The sequence below is a fragment of the Labrys okinawensis genome, assembly GCF_047345005.1.
Classification (GTDB): domain Bacteria; phylum Pseudomonadota; class Alphaproteobacteria; order Rhizobiales; family Labraceae; genus Labrys; species Labrys okinawensis.
The window spans coordinates 4,838,021-4,858,863 of the sequence record NZ_CP178864.1 but is presented as its reverse complement, the minus strand read 5'-3'; the positions used below and the strand labels follow the sequence as shown (position 1 = coordinate 4,858,863).

19 protein-coding genes are annotated in these 20,843 nt (G+C 65.0%); 11 read left to right on the top strand and 8 right to left on the bottom strand.

The genetic code is table 11. From position 1 onward, the window contains the following. The first annotated feature begins 85 nt into the window (after positions 1–85). The 4 genes from ACMDCR_RS22810 (at position 86) to ACMDCR_RS22795 (ending at position 2,692) form a co-directional block, all read left to right on the top strand. Positions 86–745, top strand: coding sequence for a GntR family transcriptional regulator (locus ACMDCR_RS22810; protein ID WP_413993693.1), 660 nt, complete (start codon positions 86–88; stop codon positions 743–745). Positions 746–814: 69 nt separating this feature from the next. Then, positions 815–2,083: a Gfo/Idh/MocA family protein gene (locus tag ACMDCR_RS22805; RefSeq protein WP_413988821.1), complete on the top strand. Its 1,269-nt coding sequence runs from the start codon at positions 815–817 to the stop codon at positions 2,081–2,083. An 89-nt stretch (positions 2,084–2,172) separates the two neighbouring features. Next, entirely contained in the window at positions 2,173–2,418 is a 246-nt protein-coding gene (locus tag ACMDCR_RS22800; RefSeq protein WP_413988820.1) for a type II toxin-antitoxin system Phd/YefM family antitoxin, read from the top strand. After that, positions 2,408–2,692: a type II toxin-antitoxin system RelE family toxin gene (locus ACMDCR_RS22795; RefSeq protein ID WP_413988819.1), complete on the top strand. Its 285-nt coding sequence runs from the start codon at positions 2,408–2,410 to the stop codon at positions 2,690–2,692. The genes ACMDCR_RS22800 and ACMDCR_RS22795 overlap by 11 nt, the downstream gene beginning before the upstream one ends. Before the next feature lie 65 nt (positions 2,693–2,757). Here the strand turns inward: ACMDCR_RS22795 and ACMDCR_RS22790 are convergent, their stop codons facing one another. Together ACMDCR_RS22790 and ACMDCR_RS22785 are read right to left on the bottom strand one after the other, a co-directional pair. Further along, positions 2,758–3,684 carry a neutral zinc metallopeptidase gene (locus ACMDCR_RS22790; protein WP_413988818.1) on the bottom strand — a complete coding sequence of 309 codons (927 nt, stop codon included), beginning with the start codon at positions 3,682–3,684 and terminating at the stop codon, positions 2,758–2,760. 165 nt (positions 3,685–3,849) lie between these two features. Next, on the bottom strand, positions 3,850–4,686 hold the full coding sequence (locus tag ACMDCR_RS22785) for a uracil-DNA glycosylase (RefSeq protein ID WP_413993692.1): 837 nt from the start codon (positions 4,684–4,686) through the stop codon (positions 3,850–3,852). 133 nt (positions 4,687–4,819) lie between these two features. Between ACMDCR_RS22785 and ACMDCR_RS22780 the strand changes: the two genes are divergently transcribed. Continuing rightward, entirely contained in the window at positions 4,820–6,205 is a 1,386-nt protein-coding gene (locus ACMDCR_RS22780; RefSeq protein ID WP_413988817.1) for a cell wall hydrolase, read from the top strand. 94 nt (positions 6,206–6,299) lie between these two features. Beyond that, on the top strand, positions 6,300–9,107 hold the full coding sequence (locus tag ACMDCR_RS22775; RefSeq protein ID WP_413988816.1) for a DUF2339 domain-containing protein: 2,808 nt from the start codon (positions 6,300–6,302) through the stop codon (positions 9,105–9,107). Positions 9,108–9,158: 51 nt separating this feature from the next. On the opposite strand, the gene ACMDCR_RS22770 is transcribed toward ACMDCR_RS22775, so the two are convergent. The 3 genes from ACMDCR_RS22770 to ACMDCR_RS22760 form a co-directional block, all read right to left on the bottom strand. Further along, positions 9,159–9,665, bottom strand: coding sequence for a tyrosine phosphatase family protein (locus tag ACMDCR_RS22770; RefSeq protein WP_413988815.1), 507 nt, complete (start codon positions 9,663–9,665; stop codon positions 9,159–9,161). 107 nt (positions 9,666–9,772) lie between these two features. Then, positions 9,773–10,381 (bottom strand): hydrolase, encoded by a 609-nt coding sequence (locus tag ACMDCR_RS22765; RefSeq protein WP_413988814.1) that lies wholly within the window; start codon positions 10,379–10,381, stop codon positions 9,773–9,775. A gap of 2 nt (positions 10,382–10,383) precedes the next feature. Continuing rightward, positions 10,384–11,001: a DNA-3-methyladenine glycosylase I gene (locus ACMDCR_RS22760; protein WP_413988813.1), complete on the bottom strand. Its 618-nt coding sequence runs from the start codon at positions 10,999–11,001 to the stop codon at positions 10,384–10,386. Positions 11,002–11,952: 951 nt separating this feature from the next. Here ACMDCR_RS22760 and ACMDCR_RS22755 point away from each other — a divergent pair. Beyond that, positions 11,953–12,960: an LLM class flavin-dependent oxidoreductase gene (locus ACMDCR_RS22755; RefSeq protein ID WP_413988812.1), complete on the top strand. Its 1,008-nt coding sequence runs from the start codon at positions 11,953–11,955 to the stop codon at positions 12,958–12,960. Here ACMDCR_RS22755 and ACMDCR_RS22750 read toward each other — a convergent pair. Together ACMDCR_RS22750 and ACMDCR_RS22745 are read right to left on the bottom strand one after the other, a co-directional pair. Next, positions 12,942–13,532, bottom strand: coding sequence for a hypothetical protein (locus ACMDCR_RS22750; RefSeq protein WP_413988811.1), 591 nt, complete (start codon positions 13,530–13,532; stop codon positions 12,942–12,944). The genes ACMDCR_RS22755 and ACMDCR_RS22750 overlap by 19 nt on opposite strands. A gap of 234 nt (positions 13,533–13,766) precedes the next feature. Then, a complete protein-coding gene (locus ACMDCR_RS22745; protein WP_413988810.1) occupies positions 13,767–14,618 on the bottom strand; it encodes a YgfZ/GcvT domain-containing protein in 852 nt (283 codons plus the stop codon). A 128-nt stretch (positions 14,619–14,746) separates the two neighbouring features. On the opposite strand from ACMDCR_RS22745, the gene ACMDCR_RS22740 reads away from it, so the two are divergent. Then, on the top strand, positions 14,747–16,072 hold the full coding sequence (locus ACMDCR_RS22740; RefSeq protein ID WP_413988809.1) for a dihydroorotase: 1,326 nt from the start codon (positions 14,747–14,749) through the stop codon (positions 16,070–16,072). 87 nt (positions 16,073–16,159) lie between these two features. On the opposite strand, the gene ACMDCR_RS22735 is transcribed toward ACMDCR_RS22740, so the two are convergent. After that, the gene (locus ACMDCR_RS22735) at positions 16,160–17,683 is read right to left on the bottom strand and encodes a rhomboid family intramembrane serine protease (RefSeq protein WP_413988808.1); all 1,524 of its coding nucleotides are present in this window, start codon (positions 17,681–17,683) and stop codon (positions 16,160–16,162) included. A gap of 153 nt (positions 17,684–17,836) precedes the next feature. On the opposite strand from ACMDCR_RS22735, the gene ACMDCR_RS22730 reads away from it, so the two are divergent. Genes ACMDCR_RS22730 through ACMDCR_RS22720 form a run of 3 tightly spaced genes read left to right on the top strand, consistent with a single transcriptional unit; the run spans position 17,837 to position 20,781 of the window. After that, positions 17,837–18,085, top strand: a complete 249-nt coding sequence (locus tag ACMDCR_RS22730; protein WP_284316347.1) for an exodeoxyribonuclease VII small subunit — start codon at positions 17,837–17,839, stop codon at positions 18,083–18,085. Between the two features lie 36 nt (positions 18,086–18,121). Beyond that, a complete protein-coding gene (dxs, locus tag ACMDCR_RS22725; RefSeq protein ID WP_413988807.1) occupies positions 18,122–20,041 on the top strand; it encodes a 1-deoxy-D-xylulose-5-phosphate synthase in 1,920 nt (639 codons plus the stop codon). Next, complete coding sequence (locus tag ACMDCR_RS22720) at positions 20,038–20,781, top strand: TlyA family RNA methyltransferase (RefSeq protein WP_413988806.1); 744 nt, start codon at positions 20,038–20,040, stop codon at positions 20,779–20,781. Before dxs ends, ACMDCR_RS22720 begins: the two co-directional genes overlap by 4 nt. Positions 20,782–20,843: the final 62 nt, after the last annotated feature.

The following is a 20,843-nucleotide window of genomic DNA, read 5'->3' as shown; positions in this document are numbered from 1 at the left end:
GCCCATGGAGAGCCACGGCGACGATCACGCGCTGGAAATCCTGGTGGCGCGGGGCAAGGCGGCACAATCGGGCCTGCGCCCCTCGATGCGGCGCGTCACCACGGCAACGGCGATCTACAACGATTTGCGCGATGCCATCATCAGCATGCGCCTGGTGCCGGGCACGCCCCTGCAGGAGAAGGCGCTGACGCAGCGTTTCGGCGTGAGCAAGACTCCGATGCGCGAGGCGCTGATCCGCCTCGCCGAGGACGGCCTGGTCGATATCTTTCCGCAGTCGGGCACCTTCGTGTCGCATGTGCCGCTGGCCGAGATCCCTGAATCCACCGTCATCCGACAGTCTCTTGAGGACACGGCGGTGCAGCGCACGGCCGAGATCGCCAATGCCGCCGATATCGCCCGCATCGATGCCATCATTGCCCGCCAGCGCATGCTCGCGGATCTCGGCGACACCGACGCCTTTCACGAGGCGGACGAGGCCTTTCACGAAGTCATCGCGCTGATCGCCGGCTATCCCAACATTCCCCGCCTCTTGCGTCAGGTGAAGGTGCAGATCGACCGGGCGCGCCGGCTGACCCTGCCGGTTGCCGGGCGAATGCACCAGGTCATCGGCGAACATGAACCGATCCGTGATGCCATCGCCCGCCATGATGTCGAGGCGGCCCGCGCCGCCATGAAGACGCATCTGGCCGTCATGCGTCTCGATATCGACCGTCTCAGGCTGGAATATCCCGACTATTTCGTTTGACCGGCACGCCGGGAAACGCCGGAACAAGGGGCGGCGTGCCGATCGCCAAGACCAAGTGAGGAATTTTCAATGACGCAAGCTTTGAAGAACGGCGGCGCCGAGCGCCTCCGCGTGGCCCTGGTCGGCACCGGGCATCGCGGCACCGGCATGTGGGGCAAGGAGTTGCTGGCCGGCTGGCGCGACCGGGCCGAATTCGTCGCCATCTGCGATCTCAACGAAGTGCGCGCGGCCCATGCCCGCAACGCGATCGGCACGAATGCGCCAATCTATACCGACGTTGACGCCATGCTGGCAGCGGCAAAGCCCGAGATCGTCATCGTCTGCAGCCGTGACGACACCCATGACGAGATCATCGTCAAGGCGCTGGAAGCGGGCTGCCGCGTCATAACCGAAAAGCCGATGACGACGACACCCGAAAAATGCCGGCGCATCCTCGAGGCCGAGATCCGCACCGGCAATACCGTCGACGTCACCTTCAACTACCGATTTGCACCGACGGCGGCGCGCATCAAGCAATTGCTGCTCGCCGAGGCGATCGGCACGGTGACCTCGGTCGATTTCCACTGGTATCTCGACACCCAGCATGGCGCCGATTATTTCCGCCGCTGGCATGCCATGGAGAAGAATTCGGGCAGCCTGTTCGTGCACAAGTCGACCCACCATTTCGACCTCCTGAACTGGTACCTGGAATCGACCGCCCGCGAAGTGTCAGCCTTCGGCACGCAACGCAATTACGGTCGCAACGGCCCCTTCCGCGGCGAGCGCTGCCAGACCTGTAGCCATGCGCGCGATTGCGACTTCTATCTCGACATGAGCAAGGATGAATGGCTCACCATGCTCTATGAAGAGCCCTCGAAGGAGGACGGCTATTTTCGCGACGGCTGCGTCTATCGCGAGGACATCGACATCCCCGATACCATGACGGCGATGCTGCGCTATGAGAACGATGTAATCGTCTCCTATTCGCTCAACACCTTCATGCCGGTCGAGGGCTACCACCTTGCCTTCAACGGCACCAAGGGCCGCATCGAGATCCGGCAATATGAGCGCCAGGCCTTCGACGCGCCGGACTATGACGAGATCCTGCTGATGCACAATTTCGGCAAGGTGGAGCGCATCAGGGTGCCGCATGCGGGCGGCGGCCATTTCGGCGGTGACGACCGCCTGCGCGACATGCTGTTCCGCGAGGGCACCGCCGATCCCCTCGGCCAGCGCGCCGGAGCTTTGGCCGGTGCAATGTCGATGCTCTGCGGCGCGGCTGCGGTGGCCAGCATGAAAGCGGGAAGGCCGGTGAAGCTGGCGGAATTGGGCGGATTGCCGAAGGTTGAGCTGGCGTGACCGGTCGCCTTCAGGAAATCGCTTTATAGATAGGTCTATATATAGTACGATTTTTGGTATCAGGTATGGCTCTGATTGCGGAGAGCATCATGCAGCGTGTCGAAGCCGCGGTGGCAGTGAGCGTTTCGGATTTGAAGAAGAGTCCGACCGGGGTGATGGAAGAGGCGCAGGGCGAAGCCGTGGCCGTGCTCAACCATAACCGGATCATGGCGTATATGGTGCCCGCCGATCTATACGAGTCGATGCTTGAACGGCTGGATGATCTCTATCTCGCTGAGCTCGTGAAAGCGCGTTCTGGTGAGAAGGGCGAGCCCGTCGACATCGATGCCCTTTGATCTCCAATTCCTGCCTTCAGCCAGGAGGGAATGGGACAAGCTCGGCGCAACGATCCGGCAGCAATTCGTGAAGAAATTGCGGGAACGGCTGGAGGTGCCGCGGGTGCCAAGCTCCGCGCTGCACGGGATGCCGGATCATTACAAGATCAAGCTGAGACAGCTTGGCTATCGTCTCGTCTATCGGGTCGAAGACATGACCGTCACCGTCTTGGTAGTGGCGGTTGGCAAGCGGGAGCGGGGCGATGTCTACAGCGCGGCCAGAGAGCGAAGGTGATGCTGGCAGCGTGGATGTCCCAACGACACTCTCTTGAGTGTCGTAGGGGCGTCCGCGCTCCCAGGTTACAACTGCGCCGAGTTGAATGTGTTGCAGGCGTTGATCTGCCCGCTCTTCAGGCCGGTGGTGAACCAGCGCTGGCGCTGGGCCGAGGTGCCGTGGGTGAAGCTGTCGGGCACGACATAGCCCTGGGCCTTCTTCTGCAGCATGTCGTCGCCGATGGCCTGGGCCGTCTGCAGCGCGCCCTCCACGTCGCCTTGCTCGATGAACTTGAAGTTCTGCTGGGTGCGGTTGGCCCACACGCCGGCCAGGCAGTCGGCCTGGAGTTCGAGGCGAACCGAGAGGGCGTTGGCGCCGGCATCGTCGGTCTGTTGCTGGGCCTGGTGCACCTTGGGCAGAATGCCGAGCAGATCCTGGACGTGATGGCCGACTTCATGCGCGATCACATAAGCCTGCGCAAAGGCGCAGGCGCCCTGGCCGGCCGGGCAGGCGTTGAAGCGGTTGCGCATCTCGTCGAAGAACTCGGTGTCGAGATAGACCTTCTTGTCATTGGGACAGTAGAATGGACCCATGGCCGATTGGGCCGTGCCGCAAGCCGAACTGGTGACGCCGCTGAACAGCACGAGTTCGGTGGGCGTATAGCTGCGTCCGCCGGCCTGCTCCTTGAACAGCTCCGTCCAGGTGTCTTCGGTGGAGCCCAGGATCTTGCGCACGAACTGGCCCGAGGCATCGTCGGCCCCGCCGCCGGCGGTCTGCCTCGAGGGCTGCTGTTGCTGCTGGACCTGAGGCTGGCCACCGCCGCTCAGACTCTGCAGGGCATTCATCGCCGCATCCGGGCCGACCAGGAAATAGAGCGCCGCCACGATCACCAGGCCGCCGAGCCCGATGCCACCGCGTCCGCCTGGAAAACCACCGCCGCCACCGCCCAAACCGCCGCCGTCACCACGGCGATCCTCGACATTGTCGGAGGCGCGCATATCGTCGAGCTTCATGGCCCTGTCTCCTGATCCCTCCATGCCGGCCGCCTCGCGGTCCTGCATGCTTGTTCGTTCCAGCCGCTCAAGGCTTAGCTGTAAACCTAGGGTTTCGCAAAGCCCGTTGCCAGTGTCCCAATATGTACTTCCGTAAGGAAAATAAGTTTTCCTCAATCGCGGAAATCAACGTTGTTCGAGAGCGGCCCTGATGGCGCGAAAATCGCGCCAGGCCAGGCGTTTCTGGACAGGCTGGCGCAGCAGATAGGCCGGATGCAAGGTTGCCATTGCTCGAATGCGGCGGCCGCCGATCTCGTGCTCCAGCCAGCGCCCGCGCAGCTTCAGGATGCCGTCGGTAACGCCGAGCAGGGACTGCGCGCTGCGGGCGCCCAGGCACACGAGAATCTTCGGATCGACCAGCTCGATCTGCCGCTCGATGAAGGGACGGCAGATCGTCGTTTCCTGCGGCGTCGGATCGCGGTTACCAGGCGGGCGCCAAGGCACGACATTGGCGATATAGGCCCGGGTGCGGTCGAGGCCGATGGCCGCCAGCATGCGGTCGAGCAACTGGCCGGAACGTCCGACAAAGGGCTTGCCCTGGATGTCCTCGTCACGCCCCGGTGCTTCGCCGACGAACATGAGGTCGGCGTCCGGCGCACCATCGGCGAAGACGAGGCGGCTCGCCGTCGCCCTCAGCGCACAGCCCTCGAAACGGTCGAGGATCTCGCGCAATTCGTCCAGCGTCCGAGCGCTGCGGGCCTGTTCGCGGGCCGCCAGCTCGACGGCATCGGGCGTGGCGGTCAGCAGGGCAGCGGCGGGCGCGGCGAGTCGCGGTGGTGCCACCGCGGGCCCCGTCGGGCGGGGCGCCTCTGCCGCGCGGGCCGTGGCGGGAGACGAGCGAGCGGGAACCGCGCTTTCGGCGAAGCGGTCGACCGGTTCATCCGCCGTGGTCGTGTCAACGCCCATGTCGGCATACCAGCGCAGCAGCGCGACGACTTCTTCCGGCGGGATGGGCAGTGACATCATGCTTGAAGGATAGAACAAAGCCGTGCCGGTTTGAACCGTCTTGTGCGTAACGTTAACCCCCCATCAAGGTTAATGCATCATCAATGGGCTCACTGTTTCGCCTTGCGGTCCCAACTCGTGAGCTCCGTGGATGTTTCTGCGCCGGCCTGTCGTCATCGCCCTGCTGCTCTGTGCCGGCGCGACAAGTGCGATGATCTATCGCCGTTGCACGGCCATTCAGACTGATCCCACCGTCACCGCCAGCATTCATAGTGCGCTCGACAGGCCCGTCGGCCTGTTCGGCGTGCGCTCGGCACGTGTCGTCGAGGCCGGCCTGTTCGGCATGCCGCAGCTCAGCCTCGCGGATATGAGTGCGGCGCCGCAATCCAGGGATGGCGGCAACGGCTTCTTCCTGCGCGCCACGCCGGCCTCACTGGTGCTGACGCCGAGCGGCGACGACCTTACCGGCCCCGCCGCCGATGGCGGCCCTCCCAGCGCGCCCATCCATGACGGCATGAAGAAGAATGCCGAGGGCTGGCCGACCGTGATGCGCGCCGCCAAGGGCGACCTCAATCCCGACCGCGGGCCGGTGGAGAATGCCGCCTATATGGCCTATGGCGCCGACATCTTCTTCATGCCGCGTCGTGGGGCGAGGCCGATGGCGCGTATGTCCCGCAAGCTCCAGCCGCCGGCGACGGCGGAAGGGCTGCAGCAGTTCCGCCTGGCCCGGCTGAATTCCATCGTCGCTACCCGCATGGCCGAAAGGCTGATGACGGCCGACCTCGATCTCGGCGGCAGCGATGGCGCAGTGCCGCTCGATCATTCGCTGGCGCCGACGGGGGGCACATCGCCGGCCGCCAGCCGCCCGGACCTCGCCGGCCTCAACAGCGCCACCACGCGCTCGGACGAGACGGCGCCGGTTGAGCTGGCGATGGCCGATCCCGCCGTCACGCAGCCCACTGTCACCCTCGCCAGCGTGCAGCCGACGACACCGGACGACGCCCAGGCCCTGCCGGATATCGGCGACGACGAAGGCCTGACGGAGGCCCAGAAGAAATCGCGCATCGCCGGCTTGCCCGGCTTCGACGACGGCAAACCGCGCCCGCTCGACCTGCCGCCCGTCGCTTTCACCAAGGGCCAGATCTGTCTTGCCACCGCCATCTATTTCGAGGCGCGCGGTGAAAGCCGGGAAGGGCAGGTGGCCGTGGCCCAGGTGGTCATCAACCGCTTGCGCTCGCCCTTCTATCCCAATAATATCTGCGACGTCGTCTATCAGGGCGCCAGCAACCGTCGCTATGGCGGCTGCCAGTTCTCCTTCGCCTGCGATCTCACGGCAGACCGGGTCACCGAGAAGGAGCCCTGGGAGCAGGCCCTCGTCATCGCCGAGCGTGTGATGAACGCCAAGGACTGGATCCCCGAGGTCGGCAACGCGACACACTACCACGCCAATTATGTCCGCCCGCGCTGGGTGCGCGACATGACGGAGAAGGACAAGATCGGCAAGCACATTTTCTATCGCGTGAAATGGTGGGCGTGACATTTCCGGTGTGATGGCAGGTTGATCTGTCCGCATCCACAGGTTGTGTAACCAGCAGCATACAAAAGCCCTCGATTCCGGCATAAGCAGAATTATGTCCGACGATGATATGCTGATCCTGCTGGTTGTTCTCGTGGCGCTCGCCCTCCCGCTGCTGGCGATCGCGAGCTTCGTCATGGCGCTCGGGCTGAAGCGGCGTGTTCGGCAATTGGAAGATCAAGTCGAGCAGTTGCGGTCCCAGCATTGGGCGGTGCAGGCGACAGAGAAGCCCTCAACCGCGGACACGCTGCTCGAGCCGCCGATCCCGGTTCCAGCAGCAACCGTTCCGCCGCCGGACACGCCGAAGGCGACCCCGACACCGGAATCGCAACCCGTCACCCCAGTTCCGCCCGTCGTGCCGCCAAGGCACACAATGGAGGGGGAGGAAGACGACATTCCCGCTCTGTCGCCTCCGATCGCCGCCCGGCAAGCTGCGCCTGCACGCACGTCGATCAGCCTCGAGGAGCGTCTCGGCACGCGCTGGGCGGTCTGGGTCGGCGGCGTGGCGCTGGCGCTCGGCGGAGCATTCCTGGTGCGCTACGCCGTCGAGGAGGACCTGATCGGCCCGGCCGCCCGTATCGTCGCAGGTCTCCTCTTTGCGCTCGCTCTCATCGCTGGGGGCGAATATCTGCGCCGCCGCCCTGTCGGTCCCGCCGGGAGCGGAGCCGCTTATATTCCCGGCGTGGTCACGGCGGCCGGCACGGTGGCACTGTTCGCCACTATTTATGCGGCCTATGCGGTGTATGGTTTCCTCAGCCCGGCCCAGGCTTTCATCCTGCTCGGGGCAGTCGGCGTCGGTACCATGTATGCGGCAGCCCTCCACGGACCAGGGCTCGCCGGTCTCGGCCTTGTCGGCGCCTATGGCACGCCTTTGCTGGTCTCCACCAGCCAGCCGAGCCCGTGGGCCCTGGCGCTTTTCGTGCTGGTGGTAACGGCCGCCGCCTTCGTGCTGTCGCGCGCCCGTCTCTGGCGCTGGCTGGCGGTGACGGCCACCGTGGCGGCGCTGCTCTACGGCGCCCTACTGATCAACATGATGGGGGAAGATCCGAGCCCGGTGGTCGCCTTCACCCTGGTGCTGGCGCTCCTGATCGGCGCCGTCCTGATCTATGAACCCCATCGCGGCAGGGCCTATCAGAGCTTCGATTGGGTGGGCGCGGGAGCGCTGGCCGGACTTGCGGTACTGGCACTGGCCTTTGCCAATGGCGATTTTTTCTCCCAGGCCTCGCTGGCGACGCTGCTGATCGTGGTGGCGGTGGCGCTTGCCAGCGCTCTTGCCTTTGACGCGATGGCTCCCGCCGCCGTGATCGCCGGCATTGCTGCCGTCGCCTGCCTGTGGATCTGGCCGATCGACAGCCAGCTTGCCGCCGAGCCGGTGATGCTGGTTCCCGGACATCTCTATCTGCCCTTCCTGATGCCGGATGCGCTGCAGGCCTATCTGGAAATGGCGATCATTCCTGCCGCGGCCTTGTTCACGGCGACGACACTGAGCCTGACGCGCCAGCCGCGGGCGCTGCAGCCGGCTTTCGCCCTGGCACTGGCCGGCGCGGGGGCACCGATTTTCGCCCTGGCGACCGCCTATCTACGCATCGAAAGCTTCCGGGAAAGCCTGCCCTTTGGCGCCGTGGCGGCGGGGCTCGCGCTGCTGTTCGCTTTCACCACCGAGCGCTTCCTGCGGCTCGAAGGGCGGACCGCGCCCGCGGGCCCCGGTGTGGCGATGCCGGGCGCAGGCTCGTCTTTGCATGCCATCGCAAGCTGTAGCGCAGTGGCGCTGACGCTGACATTCCTGATTGCGGATTCGCCGCTTACGCTTGCTTTCGCCCTGTCAGCGCTCGGCGCCGCCTGGGTGTCGACGCTGCGGCCGCTGCCGGCCCTGCGCTGGTGCGCTGCCGGCTTCGTGCTGCTCGTCCTTGGCCGCCTCGGCGGCGCCTGGATGCTGGCGGGCGGGGCCCTCGATGGCTTTCCCGGCTGGCAGGACATCGCGCTGCGCTATGCCATTCCGGCGGTGGTGATCTATGGCGGCGGCGTGTGGCTGCGGCGAAGCCGTGTTGATACCCCCGCGGTCATCCTCGACTTCGGTGCCATCCTCCTCGCGGCCACTGCGGCGGTTCTTGCGATCCGCCTCGGCGTGCGCGGCCCGGAAGGGGCCCTGCATCCCGAAATGAGCCTGGCGGAGGCCGGCCTCTACTGTGTGCTTGCCTTCCTGGTGGCCGGGGTGCTGGTCTATCGCTCCGCCTCGACAAGCAGCCCTGTTTACCGTCTGGCGGCGCCTGTCGTCACCATTGCAGGGCTTTGCGCGACCCTGGTCGGGCCGCTGATAACGGCCAATCCGCAGGTGAGCGACATGCCTGTCGCCGGAGGCATTCTCTTCAACGCGTTGCTGCCCGGCTATGTGCTGCCAGGCCTCGCTGCTGTAGGCGCGGCTCTCGCCTGGCGCTGGTACGGGCAGGGCGTTGGTCCCAATATTGACAAGGCGATCTTCCGCACGCTGTGCGGCGTCACCGCTTTCGTGCTCGGCTTCATCTATGTCACGCTGGAGGTGCGCAAGATCTTCACCGGCGGCGTGCCGGGGATTGAGGCCCAGTCATCGCCGGAAAACTGGGGCTACACCATTGCCTGGCTGCTTTATGGCATCGCCCTGCTTGCAGTCGGCATATGGGCAAAGGCGATGCCGATCCGTCTCGCCTCGGCCATCGTCATCATGCTGGCGGTGATCAAGGCCTTCCTGTTCGACCTATCTGAACTCGAAGGCATCTGGCGAGCGCTCTCGTTCATTGGGCTCGGCGTGGCGCTGATCGGCATCGGGCTGGTCTATCAACGCCTGCTGTTTGGAAAAGGAATGGCGGTCTCCGACCGCCAATCTTGAGGCAGAGCAGCCACTGGATGAGGGAAAAGGCGGTCGGAGACCGCCACTCCGTCATAGCGTCAGTGCAAACGGCACGCCCTCGAAGCAATCCTCGCCGCGGCCGATCGAATCGATGGCGGCGATCATGCGGCCGTCGCGCTTGAGCCGGGCATCGGCGAGGGCCACGATGCGCTTGTTCGGCGTCGCTGTCGGCGAGAGCCGACGGATGGTCTGGGCCAGTTCCATTTCGTCGAGATGGGGATTGAGGGCGCAGGCCGTGGTGAAGGCAGCGGCCGTGGAGCGGCTGACGCCGGCATAGCAATGCACCACCAGCGGCGTCTCCTGGTCCCAGGCGTTGACGAAGCGCAGCAATTGCGAGAGGTGGTCTTCGCCCGGCAGGATCTGTCCATCAGCCATCTCGATGATGTCATTCATGCCGAGGAAGAGATGCATCTTCTCCTCGACCGTGGCAGGCCTGATCACCTTGGTGCCGACATTGAGCAATGTCAGGATCTGTCGGGCGCCGGTGGCCATCACAGTGGCGTCGAGCAGGGAGAGCGAACAGACGTTGATTTGCATGAGAGCGCTTTACCTTCAGATCGCATCACCAAGAATCGAAAAATTCTTTTGATACCAACGAGTTGATATGCAGATCCGCTCCCGCCTGAATGCATTTTTGCTTTAGCTTACCGAAAAATCTGGACAAATCGATCAAGAAAAATCTGTTGGGCCTCGGAGGCGGGCAAGGGCACCAGCCTGACCGCATCCATCGGCCTCGGCAGCGGGCGTGGATCGCCGAAGATGCGGCAGGATTCCTCGATGCCGAAGCCGGCGAGCTGCGTCGCCTCCAGGAAGGCCGCGACCTTGTCGGCCTTCTTGGTGAGCGTCTTGATCGCCGCAGGCGTCACCGCCGGCAGGCCGAAGCGCAGATGGATGGCGCCAAGCAGGCGTGCCTCCACTCCCTTGTAACTCTCGCCAATAACCGCCTTGAAGGGCGAGATCATGTCGCCGATCACATATTCGGGCGCGTCGTGGAGCAATACCATCAGCCGTGTGGCCTCGGGCAGCTCCGGCTCCATGGCATCGAGCACGTCGAGCACCAGCACGCTGTGCTGCGCCACCGAGAAGATGGCGTTGCCGCTGGTCTGGCCGTTCCAGCGCGCGACGCGGGCAAGGCCGTGGGCAATGTCTTCGATCTCGACGTCGAGCGGGGAGGGATCGAGCAAATCGAGCCGACGTCCCGACAGCATGCGCTGCCAGGCCCTGTGCTTGGTTGTAACCTTGTCGCGCGCCATGGTCAGCCCGGATGTCCCTTGCGCCCGAGCTCGGCACATTCGGCGTGACGGAAACAGTCGACGAGATGGTCGTTCGCCATGCCCACCGCCTGCATGAAGGCGTAGACGATGGTGGGGCCGACGAATTTGAAGCCGCGGGCCTTCAGATCCTTGGAAATCGTCTGGGAGAGCGGCGTTTCGGCCGGCACATCGCCGATCGCCCGAGGCGTGTTCTGTATCGGCTTGCCATCCAGGAAGTTCCACAGATACCGCGAGAAGCCCTGCTTCTCCTCGATCTCGAGCCACAGCCTGGCGCCAATGATGGTGCCCTCGACCTTGGCCTTGTTGCGGATGATACCGGGGTCGGCCATCAGCGCCGCGACCTTCTCGGGACCGTAATGCACGATCCTGCCGGGCTCGAAACCGTCGAAGACCTCGCGGAAGCGTTCGCGTTTGCGCAGGATGGTGATCCAGGACAGGCCAGCCTGGAAACCGTCGAGGATCAGCTTCTCGTAGAGCGCGCGGCCGTCATATTCGGGCACCCCCCATTCCTGGTCGTGATAGGCGACATAGAAGGGATCGGTGCCCGGCCAGGGGCAACGCCACTTGCCGTCGTCGTGAAGGATGGCTGTTCGTTCCATCGCCTCTCTTTGCCACGTGGACGATGACTCGGGAAGGGGGCGCGAGCGGGTCAATCGACACCACCCTGCCTGGCATCCTCCTCCTGCGGCGTGGGGATAAAATAGAACGAATATTGACTTTCGTTTGCTCCCATGCTCTATTCCGTAACGGAATAAGGCGTCAGCGGCCGGCGTGTGTACAACCCGGCCCCGAACCCCTCCATCCACCCTGAGAGCCTATCCAGGCGATAGGCTCAAGCGGCGGTCCTGCTTCCTTCGAAGCCGGCCTCCAGGGGTGACGAGCGGGACAGACGGGATCGGCACGCCATGGAAGTGCCCTGTGATCCCCGGACGGAGCGTGAAGGGCTTGAACCCGGCAACGCCTTCGTCCCTCCTCCCGCCGATGCGGTGAAGACGGCTGCTGCCACCGTCCGGCCAGGACGGACGTCGCTCAGCCCCTTTGCCGAGCCGGCTGGGCCGGGTTCGGATGGTCCGTGCCATTCGCTCCAGGCTCGCCTCCGCCCCTCAGAAGGCGGAAAAACGGGTGGCTTGCGCGCCTTGTCAGCGTGTGGGGCTGCCGGAACGGGGCGATGGTGGCCTGCACCGACAGTGCGGCCTGCATCTTCCATGATTATGCTTTCACGGCTGCCCCGCAGCCGCCATCGCCCGGTCTCCTCATCAACCCAGCCGGACAGGGCGTGGGAACGCGAGCGCTTGCGCATGGCGGTGAGAAGGCGGTGGAGGCGAGAGAGTCTGATGATTGGGAAGCGTTAAAAAATCAATGAATCGGCAAGCCGATGTTCAGAGAGCGGGAAAGGCGCGGAAGCGTCGCGCTGGAAGCACTTGTTTTCCCTTATGACAGCTTCTGCGGTTCCATGCCGGTCTGAAGTCCGGCGCACCGCGGCACCATTGCCACTCCGCTCCCAGCCCCTATATCAGCCTGACCTTCCTCATTTCATTCCGCAGTTTTTCATGACCCCGATTTCGCTTCTCGATCTTTCGCCCGTCTCGGTCGGCAGCACGCCCGGCCAGGCCCTCAACAACTCGCGCGAACTGGCCCGTCATGCCGAGAAGCTCGGCTACAGGCGTTTCTGGATGGCCGAGCATCACAACATGCCGGGCATCGCCAGCGCGGCGACGGCGGTGGCGCTGGCCCACGTCGCCGAGGGTACGAAGACCATCCGCCTCGGTTCGGGCGGCGTCATGCTGCCCAACCATGCGCCCTTGATGGTGGCGGAAGCCTTCGGCACGCTGGCCGCGCTTTATCCTGGCCGCATCGATCTCGGCGTCGGCCGCGCGCCGGGCACAGACCAGATCACAGCCCATGCGCTCCGGCGCAATCTCAATGCCGATATCGACGCTTTCCCGCGCGATGTCGTCGAGCTGATGAGCTATTTCCGCCCCGCCGAGCCCGAGCAGCGCGTGCAGGCCGTGCCGGGGGCCGGCCTCGATGTGCCGATCTGGATCCTGGGGTCGAGCCTGTTCGGCGCCCAGCTTGCCGCCATGCTGGGCCTGCCCTTCGGTTTCGCTTCGCATTTCGCCGCCGCGGACCTCGAAGGCGCCGTCGAGATCTATCGCCGCCGCTTCGAGCCCTCCGAACATCTCGACAAGCCCTATGTGATGCTTGGGCTCAATGTCGTGGCGGCCGAGACGGACGAGGAGGCGAAATTCCTGCAGAGCACGCGGCTGCAGTCTTTCGTCAACCTGCGCACCGGCAGGCCCGGTCAGATCCCGCCGCCGGTGGAGAATTACGAAGAGACGCTCGATGCCGTCGGCCAGGCCGTGCTGCGCCAGAGCCGCTTCTCCTCCGTGGTCGGCTCGCCCCGGACCGTGAAGGCAGGGCTCGACGAGTTCATTGCGCGAACCGGCGCCGACGAGGTCATCGCCACCAGCATGATCTACGATTTTCGAAAGAGCCTGCGCTCCTATGAAATCCTCGCCGAGGTGGCGATCGCGCCGGCCTATACGAGCGTATCGTAGAGGCTGAGCGCCCAGGCGATCTCGTAGACCAGCGCCACCGCGGCGTAGGCGAGCTGGAAACGCTGGTTCTGAATCAGGATCGCCAGGATGCTGGCAATCACATAGAACACCATCCGCACCCAATATTCGGGCCCGAGCGACTGTACATAGGCCGGGCCCTTGATGAAGGTGTCGATAATGTCGAGCAGGAAGGTGCCGATCAGGATGCCGAAGAACCAGGCCCGGCGGGACATGAAGTAGTCCGAAAAACCCTTGTACTCGTACATGGTATCCGGGAAGAGCATCGTGCACAGGAAGAAGAACACGCTCGCATAGAAGGCCGCGAAACAATAGAGCACGAAGGTCCATTGCACGGTGGCGAGCCGGAATTCCCACCACCAGAAATGGATCACATAAACAAGCATGAAGAAGGTCCAGACGAGATGGACCGGGTAGATCTTCTGCTGGCGCGGATGCTGGACGAAGCGGGCGAGGCCGGTGAGCAGGCGGCCGATGCTGAGGCCGACGATGATGCTGATGACGGTGCGGACATGAGTGAAGATGTTCGGATCGATCGCCGGCGCCTGGTCCATGGCTGCTTCCCCCGCCTCATGTCGCAACGTCCGCCCGTCGCCATGAACGGGAGAGGCGTGAATATGCTCGGCTTGTCCACCGAGCGCAAATGGGACGCCGGTCTCACATGGCTTTGCCGGGTGGATAGGGCGTCACTCCCACAACCAAATCTCCGGTTCGGCGGGGTCGTGTGTCCCTATAAGCCTTGCTTGTGAGCGGGACCGCCGGGATCGTGGCGTTTGCGTCCGTCTTCCTCAGGCGCTGACCTTGTGGTCGAGAGCGCCCGCGCGCCACCAATCCGGCTTGACCACCGCAAGCCCGATCTCGCCGGTGGCCAGGACTTTGCCCTTGTCGGCGCCTTCCTCCACCCGGTCGAGCCGCAGCAGGGCGAGGCCGTGCGAGCCGGCGGAGGAGCCAAGCGTACCGGCGGGCTTGTCACCGATGCGGATCTCGGCGCCTGTGGCGGGCAGGGAAGACGTGGCCGTCACCGGCACGATGCGGGTGCGGGCGGTGCCGCGATGCTGCATGCGGCTGACGACCTCCTGGCCGACATAGCAGCCCTTCTTGAAATCGACGCCATCGAGCATATCCATCAGCGCCTCATGCGGGAAAGTATCGCCGAAGGCGAAATCCTTGCCGCCTTCGGGAATGCCGAGGCTGATGCGGCGGGCGTGATAGGCGGCCATGGCGGCTTCATCCACAACCCCAGCTTCCGGCAGCAGGATCCGCTGGCCAAGACCGGGGTGACGAGGATCGGCAAAAGCAATGGCTCCGGCTTCGGGGGCGATCCCCGGAGGGAGCGCCGCATGCACGCTCCAGCCTTCCGACAGGTCCTCCACGGCAACCTTGGCACGCAGCCTGTAGAAATTCAGCCGCTTGGCGAAATCACCCGCCCTGGTGCGGTCCGTATCGAGATAGAGACGGCCGTCCTCGTCCGTGGTGGCCAGGAAATCGAACAGGATCTTGCCTTGCGGCGTCAGCAGCGCGCCCCAGCGTCCCCCGCCCGGTTTGAGACCGGCAATGTCGCAGGTGACGAGGTTGGCGAGCCAGGAGCGCGCATCCTCGCCGCTGAGGCGGAGCACGGCACGGTCGGGCAAATGGATCATCGCTGGCGGTCCTCTTGGGCTCCCCCTATATGGCAATCTCCGTGCGCGCCGTGAAGGGGCGGCCAATTGGCGATTGAAACCCAAGGCGCTCTGGGGGAGAAGGGGGCGGTTGTTTTCAGGAGCCGATCGTGACGCAGACCTTCGACCGCATCTTCAGGCATGGCGAAATCGTCAACCATGATGGCCGGCACCAGGGCGATGTGGGCGTCAAAGATGGGCACATCACGGCGCTGGGCGATCTCTCTCGGGCCAGCGCCGGAGAGGTCGTCGACTGTACCGGCCTCACCATCCTGCCCGGCGTGATCGACAGCCAGGTGCATTTCCGCGAACCGGGGCCGACCCACAAGGAAGACCTCGAATCAGGCTCGCGTGCCGCGGTGATGGGCGGCGTCACCGCGGTTTTCGAGATGCCGAACACCGATCCGCTCACCATCTCGCCCGAGACGCTGGCCGACAAGGTCAAGCGCGGGCAGCATCGCATGCATTGCGATTTCGCCTTCTGGGTGGGCGGCACGCGCGAGAACGCTCGGCATGTCGGCGAGCTCGAGCGCCTGCCGGCAGCGGCCGGCATCAAAGTCTTCATGGGCTCGTCCACCGGCTCGCTGCTTGTGGAGGACGACGAGGGCGTGCGCGAGATCCTCCGGCACACCCGCCGCCGCGCCGCCTTCCATTCGGAGGACGAGTATCGCTTGCGCGAACGGCGGGGCCTGCGCGTGCCCGGAGATGCCTCCTCCCATCCGGTCTGGCGCGATGTCGAGGCCGCGCTCAACTGCACGCGCCGGCTCGTCGGCATCGCCGAGGAAACGGGAGCGCCCATCCATGTCCTGCACATCTCGACGGCCGAAGAGATCCCCTTCCTGGCCGAGCACAAGCGCCTGGTGACCTGCGAGGCGACGCCGCATCACCTGACGCTCGCCGGCCCCGAAGCCTATGAGAAGCTCGGCACGCTGGTACAGATGAACCCGCCGGTGCGCGACGCCCACGCCCGCAACGGCGTCTGGCACGGCGTGCAGCAGGGCATTGTCGACGTGCTCGGCTCCGACCATGCGCCGCACACGCTGGAGGAAAAGGCCAAGCCCTATCCCGATTCGCCGTCGGGCATGGCCGGCGTGCAGACCCTGGTGCCCCTGATGCTCGACCATGTGAACAAGGGCCGGCTAAGCCTGGAGCGGTTCGTCGATCTCTCCAGCCATGGCCCGAACCGCATCTTCGGCATCGCGGGCAAGGGCCGCATCGCCGTAGGCTATGACGCTGATCTTACCATCGTCGACATGAAGCGCCGGGAGACCATCCTCAACCAATGGATCGCCTCAAAATGCGGCTGGACGCCCTATGAGGGGATGACGGTCACAGGCTGGCCCGTGGGCACCATCGTGCGCGGGGCGAGGGTGATGTGGGAAGGCTCGCTCGACGAGCATTCGCGCGGCGAGCCGGTGAAGTTCTGGACGGCGTGACCTGGGAGCGCGGACGTCTCGTCCGCTCTTCCTCTGTCCTGGAATGCCTCGCTTCCAAGAGCGGACGAGACGTCCGCGCCCCCAAGGTCACCGCCGCTTCAACACCCACCCCAGCGCGATGCCCGCCAGCAATCCGATCAGATGAGCGGTGAAGCTGATCTGCGGCAGGGCGAGATCGATGCCGGCCTGCAGCACCAGCACCAGCCCTACCATGCTCAGGTTGCGCCGGTCTGCCACCGTGCGGGTGGCAAGGAAATCAGTCAGGCGCTGCAGGGCGATGGCGCCAAGCAGGGCGAAGATCGCGCCCGAGGCGCCGACGAGTAGATTCGGCTCGGTGAGGCCGGCCGCAGTCAGGCCGACCACACCGGCCATGGAGATGAGGCCGCCCACGCCATAAACCACTGCCATGCGCCAGGTTCCCAGGCCGATCTCGACGAAGCGGCCGAGAACCCAGAGCGCGAACATGTTGCTGATCAGATGCTCCGGCCCGGCATGCAGGAACATGGCGCTGACGAGCCGCCACCATTGATGGCCGTGGATGACATCGGGGGGCCACAGTGCCCCCAGATTGTACAGGGTCTGGGTGTCCTGGCTGTCGCCGGAGAAGACCTCGACGCCGAACATCATGCAGTTGGCAAGAATCAGGAGATAGGTGAGCGGCGTGTGCCGCCAGTCTGCTTGCCTGAGGGGAGCGTCGCGGCCGGCGCGCATCGCCATCATGTCCAACTGCTGCGCCACGGCGGGGGACAGCAGAGGGGCAGCCTCGACCACAGGACGTGTCAGGCGCCCGGCGATCATTTCCCGCTGGATGTCGGTCAGTGCTGCCGGATCGAACGTCTCCAGAAGGTGGCGTGCCTCGTCGAAGCGCCCGGCTGCCTGCAGCGCGGTCGCATGCCAGAAGGCCTTCACCACCGGCGGAAGGATGCTGAGGGTCGGCAGGAGCGCAGCAACGGCATCTACCTTGCCGCAGAAGGCGAGCATGATCATCAGTGGGACCCGCGACCGCCCCAGCGTGGTGCGATGGGCCGCATATGTTTGCACCAGTGCATCGAGCTGCCCGGTTTCGCCCAGCGCCCTGATCGGGAAGAGGACGGCGTCGCCGACGAGAGGCATGCTGTGGCTGCGCAGGAAATCGACCATTCCGGGCCAGTCGCCCTGCTGCCTCAGGATCTGGAGCTCGAGCATGAGCGACTCGGGGCCAGCCACCGTGGATCTCATCGCAGCCAGGGCCTCGACACGTTCGTGCGGGGTCGGAAGGGCGACGGCCGAGAAAAGCGCCGCCGTGTAGCGGGTGGCGCGATCGGGTTGGAGCAGCACGGCAAGGCTGGACAGCCGCGCAGCGGAGATGCTCCGGCCCGCTATCGTCTCACGCTGCGCCTTCAGCATCAGAAGGCCGGGAGCATAGACCAGAGCCAGCGCCAGGACGGTCAAATAGCCGTAGACTTCAGGTAGGAGCCAATAGCCGGCGACTGCGACGAGGATCACCAGGCTCAGCAGCACGAACATGCGTCCGGTGCCGGGAACACGGTGGCTCTCGGTGATCACCATTTGGCCGATGACGACGGCGGCGAAGGAAGCAGCGGAGAGCGCCAGGAAGGTCTGCAGGTCCATTGGGGGCTTTTGCCGGAACTGGTCGTGCGCCGCAACTCGGGGGCGGCAAGGCTCCTATGCACGGCACGACGATCGAGCCTGCACGGCTTTTTCTTTATCTAATGTGGCAGAAGGGGCTATAGAGGGAAAAATAGTTCATGTGACAGGTTGGTTATGGCCGAAAAGCCGTCCGATATTGCAACGCTCAGCTTCGAAAAAGCACTCGCCGAACTTGAGCAGATCGTGCGTAGCCTCGAAGGCGGCAATGTGCCGCTGGAAGAATCGATCACGCTGTTCGGCAGGGGCGAGCAGTTGAAAGCCCATTGCGACCGGCTGCTGAAGGTGGCTGAAGCCAAGGTCGACAAGATCCGTCTGGACGCCGAAGGCAAGCCAGCCGGCCTCGAACCTCTGCCCGAAGCCTGATTTCGCTCGGCTTCCACGGCTTTTTTGGTGAACACCTTGGCACACATTCCTTCTACACCCCTGCTCGATACCATTCATACGCCCGCGGATCTGCGTCTTGTCCCGGAGGACAAGCTCCAGCAGGTGGCGGACGAACTGCGGCAGGAGACGATTAGCGCCGTTTCGGTGACGGGCGGGCATCTGGGCGCCGGTCTCGGCGTGGTCGAGTTGACCGTCGCCCTCCATGCCGTGTTCGACACGCCGCAGGACCGGCTGATCTGGGATGTCGGCCACCAGGCCTATCCGCACAAGATCCTGACCGGACGGCGCGAGCGCATCCGCACCCTGCGCCAGCCAGGGGGCCTGTCGGGCTTCACCAAGCGCAGCGAGAGCGCCTACGACCCCTTCGGCGCCGCCCATTCCTCCACCTCGATCTCGGCCGGCCTGGGCATGGCGGCGGCCCGCGATCTGGGCGGAAGGGCCAACAATGTCATCTGCGTGATCGGCGATGGCGCGATGTCGGCCGGCATGGCCTATGAGGCGATGAACAATGCGGGCGCACTCGGCTCGCGCCTGATCGTCATCCTCAACGACAACGATATGTCGATTGCCCCGCCGGTGGGAGCGATGTCGGCCTATCTCGCCCGCCTGGTCTCCGGCGAGACCTACAAGAACCTGCGCGATTTCGGCAAGATGCTGGCGAAGCGCCTGCCGAGGTTCTTCTACGACAAGGCCCGCCGCACCGAGGAATATGCACGCGCCTTCTGGACCGGCGGTACGCTGTTCGAGGAACTCGGCTTCTACTATATCGGCCCGATCGACGGCCATAATCTCGATCATCTGCTGCCGGTGCTGAAGAATGTCCGCGACCAGGCCGATGGCCCGGTGCTGGTACATGTCGTCACCCAGAAGGGCAAGGGCTACGGCCCGGCCGAAGCGTCGGCCGACAAATATCACGGCGTGGTCAAGTTCGACGTGATCACCGGGGCGCAGGTGAAGGCCAAGGCCAATGCGCCGGCCTATACCCGCGTTTTCGCCGAGAGCCTGATCAAGGAGGCCGAGAAGGACGAGAAGGTGGTGGCGATCACCGCCGCCATGCCCTCGGGCACCGGTCTTGATCTCTTCCAGCAGGCCTTCCCCCGGCGCCTGTTCGATGTCGGCATTGCCGAGCAGCATGCGGTGACCTTTGCCGCGGGCCTGGCCAGCGAGGGCTACAAGCCCTTCTGCGCCATCTATTCGACTTTCCTGCAGCGCGGCTATGACCAGGTGGTGCACGATGTCGCGATCCAGAACCTGCCGGTGCGCTTTCCGATCGACCGCGCCGGCCTAGTCGGGGCCGATGGCGCCACCCATGCCGGGGCCTTCGATGTGGCCTATCTCGGCTGCCTGCCCAACATGGTGGTGATGGCGGCAGCCGACGAAGCCGAGCTTGTGCATATGGTGGCGACCGCCGTGGCTCATGACACCAGCCCCATCGCCTTCCGCTACCCGCGCGGCGAGGGTGTGGGCGTCGAGATGCCGGAAGTCGGCGTGCCCCTGCCGATCGGCAAGGGCCGGGTGCTGCGCGAGGGCGCCAACATCGCGCTGCTGTCCTTCGGCACGCGCCTGGCCGAATGCCTCAAGGCGGCAGAGGACCTGGCGGCGCTGGGGCTCTCGGCGACGGTGGCGGATGCCCGCTTCGCCAAGCCCCTCGACGAGGAACTGGTGTTGCGGCTTGCGCGGGAACATGAGGTACTGCTGACGGTGGAGGAGGGCTCGGTGGGCGGCTTCGGCAGCTTCGTGGCCCAGCTGCTGGCCGATGCCGGCGTCTTCGACCGCGGCCTGAAGTTCCGCTCGCTGGTGCTGCCCGACGTCTTCTTCGAACAGGATAAGCCCGAAACCCTCTATGCCCGTGCCGGCCTCGATGCCGCGGGCATCGTTGCCAAGGCGCTCTCCGCGCTCGGTCGCGATACGGTATCGGGCGCAAAGCGCGCATGATGCGCAAGCGCGCCGACCTGCTGCTCGTGGAGCGTGGGCATTTCGACAGCCGCGCCAAGGCACAGGCGGCGATAGCCGCCGGCCTCGTCAACGCAGGCGGCAAGCCGGTACGCAAGGCCTCGGAGACGCTGGAAGAGGACGTCGCCATTCAGGCTCAGGCGGCCTTTCCCTTCGTCTCGCGTGGCGGAGTGAAGCTCGCGCATGTCCTGGATGCCTTCGCCATTTCCGTCGAGGGGCGGGTGGCGCTCGACGTGGGTGCCTCGACGGGGGGCTTCAGCGACGTGCTGCTGCGGCGCAAGGCGGCCAAGGTCTATGCTGTCGATGTCGGCCACGGCCAGCTCCATCCGAGCCTGCGCGGGGACAAGCGGCTGATTTCGCTGGAAGGGCTCGACGCCCGCCAGCTCGATCGCAGCCTGGTGCCCGACGCCATCGACCTTGTGGTCGCCGATGTCAGCTTCATCTCGCTGGTTCTGGTATTGCCGGCGGCGCTCGCCCTGGCTGGCCCCCGCGCCGATCTCGCCGTGCTGATCAAGCCACAATTCGAAGCGGGCCGCGAGCGCGTCGGCAAGGGCGGCGTGGTGAAGGACGAGACGGTGCATGCCGAGGTGCGCGACCGCATCGCCTCGTTCGTCTCCGATCTCGGCTGGTCGGTGCGCGGCATCGTGCCTTCGCCTATAGAGGGCGGTGACGGCAACCGGGAATTTCTGCTGGCTGCCGAACGGGTTACGGCGTCGAGCTGAGAATTGACTGAGAACTCTTCACGGAAGGGTTCAGGTCGCTGCAACGTTGCTTCAAGAAGTTG

Coding starts and splice junctions, on each gene's coding strand:
- ACMDCR_RS22810 (WP_413993693.1), top strand. CDS start 86: ATGCGGCGCGTCACCACGGCAACGGCGATCTACAACGATTTGCGCGAT.
- ACMDCR_RS22805 (WP_413988821.1), top strand. CDS start 815: ATGACGCAAGCTTTGAAGAACGGCGGCGCCGAGCGCCTCCGCGTGGCC.
- ACMDCR_RS22800 (WP_413988820.1), top strand. CDS start 2,173: ATGCAGCGTGTCGAAGCCGCGGTGGCAGTGAGCGTTTCGGATTTGAAG.
- ACMDCR_RS22795 (WP_413988819.1), top strand. CDS start 2,408: ATGCCCTTTGATCTCCAATTCCTGCCTTCAGCCAGGAGGGAATGGGAC.
- ACMDCR_RS22790 (WP_413988818.1), bottom strand. CDS start 3,684: ATGAAGCTCGACGATATGCGCGCCTCCGACAATGTCGAGGATCGCCGT.
- ACMDCR_RS22785 (WP_413993692.1), bottom strand. CDS start 4,686: ATGTCACTGCCCATCCCGCCGGAAGAAGTCGTCGCGCTGCTGCGCTGG.
- ACMDCR_RS22780 (WP_413988817.1), top strand. CDS start 4,820: ATGTTTCTGCGCCGGCCTGTCGTCATCGCCCTGCTGCTCTGTGCCGGC.
- ACMDCR_RS22775 (WP_413988816.1), top strand. CDS start 6,300: ATGTCCGACGATGATATGCTGATCCTGCTGGTTGTTCTCGTGGCGCTC.
- ACMDCR_RS22770 (WP_413988815.1), bottom strand. CDS start 9,665: ATGCAAATCAACGTCTGTTCGCTCTCCCTGCTCGACGCCACTGTGATG.
- ACMDCR_RS22765 (WP_413988814.1), bottom strand. CDS start 10,381: ATGGCGCGCGACAAGGTTACAACCAAGCACAGGGCCTGGCAGCGCATG.
- ACMDCR_RS22760 (WP_413988813.1), bottom strand. CDS start 11,001: ATGGAACGAACAGCCATCCTTCACGACGACGGCAAGTGGCGTTGCCCC.
- ACMDCR_RS22755 (WP_413988812.1), top strand. CDS start 11,953: ATGACCCCGATTTCGCTTCTCGATCTTTCGCCCGTCTCGGTCGGCAGC.
- ACMDCR_RS22750 (WP_413988811.1), bottom strand. CDS start 13,532: ATGGACCAGGCGCCGGCGATCGATCCGAACATCTTCACTCATGTCCGC.
- ACMDCR_RS22745 (WP_413988810.1), bottom strand. CDS start 14,618: ATGATCCATTTGCCCGACCGTGCCGTGCTCCGCCTCAGCGGCGAGGAT.
- ACMDCR_RS22735 (WP_413988808.1), bottom strand. CDS start 17,683: ATGGACCTGCAGACCTTCCTGGCGCTCTCCGCTGCTTCCTTCGCCGCC.
- ACMDCR_RS22730 (WP_284316347.1), top strand. CDS start 17,837: ATGGCCGAAAAGCCGTCCGATATTGCAACGCTCAGCTTCGAAAAAGCA.
- ACMDCR_RS22720 (WP_413988806.1), top strand. CDS start 20,038: ATGATGCGCAAGCGCGCCGACCTGCTGCTCGTGGAGCGTGGGCATTTC.